Raw genomic sequence first — 2774 nt, forward strand, 5'->3', positions numbered from 1 at the left:
GAAGAATATAGAGGTTATCTGTCCACCGATTTCTGAGCAGAAGAAACTTGAGGGAGTATTGGAACAAGTCAACAAATCAAAGGTTGTAGTGCAGAAGGCTTTGGATGAAACGCAGAAATTATTTGACAGTTTAATGCAGCAGTATTTTGGGTAGGTGAAAGCATATGGGAATAATGACAGTATATCACGGTGGATATCAGACAGTACAAAAGCCGGAAATTCGAAAAGGAAGAAATACAAAGGATTTTGGAACAGGATTTTATTGTACCATTATCAAGGAACAGGCACAGCGTTGGGCGAAGAGGTACGATAAAAAAATTGTTTCTATTTATGAAGTCAGAATGAATATGTCTCTGAATATCAAAGAATTTTCAGAAATGTCGGAAGAATGGTTGGATTTTATCATCGATTGTCGTAGTGGAAAAGATCATGATTATGATATTGTGATCGGGGCCATGGCAGATGATCAGATTTACAACTTTATATCAGATTATATGGATGGAGTAATAACAAGAGAGCAGTTCTGGGTATTGGCAAAATTCAAATATCCAACACATCAGATTGCTTTTTGTTCTGAAGAAGCATTGAAATGCTTGGAATATCGTGGATTTGAGGAGGTTAAAGAATGATTGGAAATGGGCGTGAATCCAAAGAAAGCAATGACCTTTTTTACACGTGTAGCTTGATTGATTATATTGCAAGAAAGACGAAAAATGAACGGAAATATGTGGTAAATAAGATCGGAAAAGTATATCTGGAAAAAATATATGATTTAGCAGATGTTTATCACTGCGATAATATAGATAGTGTCAGTGATTATTTTATTAAAGAGTGCCAGATCGAGAATGGAAATTTTGATAATGTAGGAGATTGTCGTTACGCAATTCCAACATATTGGGATATTGGAAAAGTGTACAAAAGGCTGGTTTTGCAGGTGGCAGAAGAGGAAAAAATAGGAGCAGTAGATGCACTGCTGAAAGTATATAATTCATTTTTGAGTTCCAAAATTGATGATTATAACAGTAGCGTATATTATGAAAATCCGTCATATTTATTTGAATGTTACAAAGAAAATAAAATGCTTTAAGATGATTTGGAGAAGGATGCTGGTAAACAGAAAGGAAGTATACCGGCATGGAAGAAAAAATTGTTACATTGTTAAACGAAATGTCTGAATATCTGTCTATTCCACAGATGAAAAAATTACAGGAAGTGGTTTTGAAAATATTTTCAGAGAATGAAGCAGATAAACAGGAAATTTCGAATGTAGAGTTTTTGAAAATGTTCTTAGATGCAAAAAGGATAGAAGGATGCTCAGAACGAACGATTCAGTATTATCAGGTAACAGTAGAACATTTGTTATCTCAAATAGAAACCAGCGTTAGAAAGATTACAACAGAAGAAATCAGAACATATTTGGCGGATTATCAGAAAATAAATGGATGTTCAAATGTAACAGTAGATAATATCAGAAGAAACATTTCCAGCTTTTTTTCCTGGTTGGAAGAGGAAGATTATATACTGAAAAGTCCTATGAGAAGGATCCATAAGATCAAAACTAAGACGGTTGTCAAGAATGTAATCACAGACGAGGGAATCGAAAAATTACGTGACAATTGTAAAGAGATTCGAGATCTTGCTATGATTGACTTGCTATATTCTACAGGAATCAGAGTAGGTGAACTGGTGAATCTGAATATAGATGATATTGATCTGGAAGGTCGAGAATGTGTTGTCTATGGAAAAGGAGATAAAGAAAGACGAGTTTATTTTGATGCAAAAGCTAAAGTACATTTAAAAGAATATATTTCAGAACGAAAAGATCAAAATCATGCATTATTTGTGACACTAGATGCGCCTCATGACAGACTAAAAATAAGTGGCGTAGAGATTCGATTGCGGCAATTAGGGCGTAGACTGGAATTGGAAAGAATACATCCACATAAATTTAGGCGAACCATGGCAACTAGAGCAATCGATAAAGGAATGCCGATCGAACAGGTACAGAAAATATTGGGGCATTCACAGATAGACACAACCATGCAATATGCAATGGTAAACCAAAGCAATGTCAAGAATTCCCATCAAAAATATATGAGTTGAAAAAGATCAATTTATATTTGTGTGGATGATATAAATGGTGAAATTAATTGATATAACAGGAAAAGCTCTATCTGGCGAATGGGGAGTAGATGATGAGGAGGAAAGGGGGATTCCGGTTCTCAGAACCACAAACTTTACTAACGAAGGTGTTGTAAATTATAATAATGTAGTTAGAAGAAGGATTGAAAAGAAAGATATAGAGGAAAAATATCTTCGCAAGGGAGATATTATTATTGAAAAGTCAGGTGGAAGCGATAAGTTTCCAGTTGGAAGGGTTATATATTTTGATGGTGATGAAAATACATATTTATTCAATAATTTTACAGGACTACTTCGGGTTAAAATGCAAGAGATATGGAAACCGAAATATGTATTTTATGCATTGTTTGCTAATTATAAACGTGGAGGTACAAGGGTTTTTGAGAATAAAACAACAGGTCTTCATAATTTGAAAATAGATGACTATGTATCAAGGTTCAGTATAACTAAAATCACAATAAAAGAACAGATTGCTGTCTGTGAGAGATTGGATAGACTATATAGAATCGTAAAATTAAGAGAAAATGAACTGGGACGATTAGATGATCTTATAAAAGCCCGATTTGTCGAATTGTTTGGAGATTCAATAAAGAATCCGAAAGGATGGGATGTTGTAAAACTGTCGGAATGTC

At 34.2% G+C, this 2774-nt stretch carries 4 protein-coding genes and 1 pseudogene; all 5 read left to right on the forward strand.

Annotation, left to right across the window (positions count from 1 at the left end; all coding sequences use genetic code 11):
* Positions 1–154: pseudogene (locus tag OCV47_RS16220) on the forward strand (restriction endonuclease subunit S); the annotation flags it as partial.
* 10 nt (positions 155–164) lie between these two features.
* Positions 165–629: a DUF3990 domain-containing protein gene (locus OCV47_RS15720; protein WP_262655957.1), complete on the forward strand. Its 465-nt coding sequence runs from the start codon at positions 165–167 to the stop codon at positions 627–629.
* Positions 626–1087, forward strand: a complete 462-nt coding sequence (locus OCV47_RS15725) for a hypothetical protein (RefSeq protein ID WP_262655958.1) — start codon at positions 626–628, stop codon at positions 1085–1087. The genes OCV47_RS15720 and OCV47_RS15725 overlap by 4 nt, the downstream gene beginning before the upstream one ends.
* A gap of 47 nt (positions 1088–1134) precedes the next feature.
* Positions 1135–2103, forward strand: coding sequence for a site-specific tyrosine recombinase/integron integrase (gene xerA / locus OCV47_RS15730; protein ID WP_262655959.1), 969 nt, complete (start codon positions 1135–1137; stop codon positions 2101–2103).
* Between the two features lie 34 nt (positions 2104–2137).
* Positions 2138–2774, forward strand: a 637-nt coding sequence (locus tag OCV47_RS15735) for a hypothetical protein (RefSeq protein WP_331481347.1), incomplete at its 3' end; no start/stop codon positions are given.

The sequence above is a fragment of the Muricoprocola aceti genome (assembly GCF_025567005.1).
Classification (GTDB): Bacteria; Bacillota; Clostridia; order Lachnospirales; family Lachnospiraceae; genus Marvinbryantia; species Marvinbryantia aceti.

What these genes read in the sequence shown, in the direction of transcription:
- OCV47_RS15720 (WP_262655957.1), top strand. Translation starts at nt 165, where the DNA reads ATGGGAATAATGACAGTATATCACGGTGGATATCAGACAGTACAAAAG.
- xerA (WP_262655959.1), top strand. Translation starts at nt 1,135, where the DNA reads ATGGAAGAAAAAATTGTTACATTGTTAAACGAAATGTCTGAATATCTG.
- OCV47_RS15725 (WP_262655958.1), top strand. Translation starts at nt 626, where the DNA reads ATGATTGGAAATGGGCGTGAATCCAAAGAAAGCAATGACCTTTTTTAC.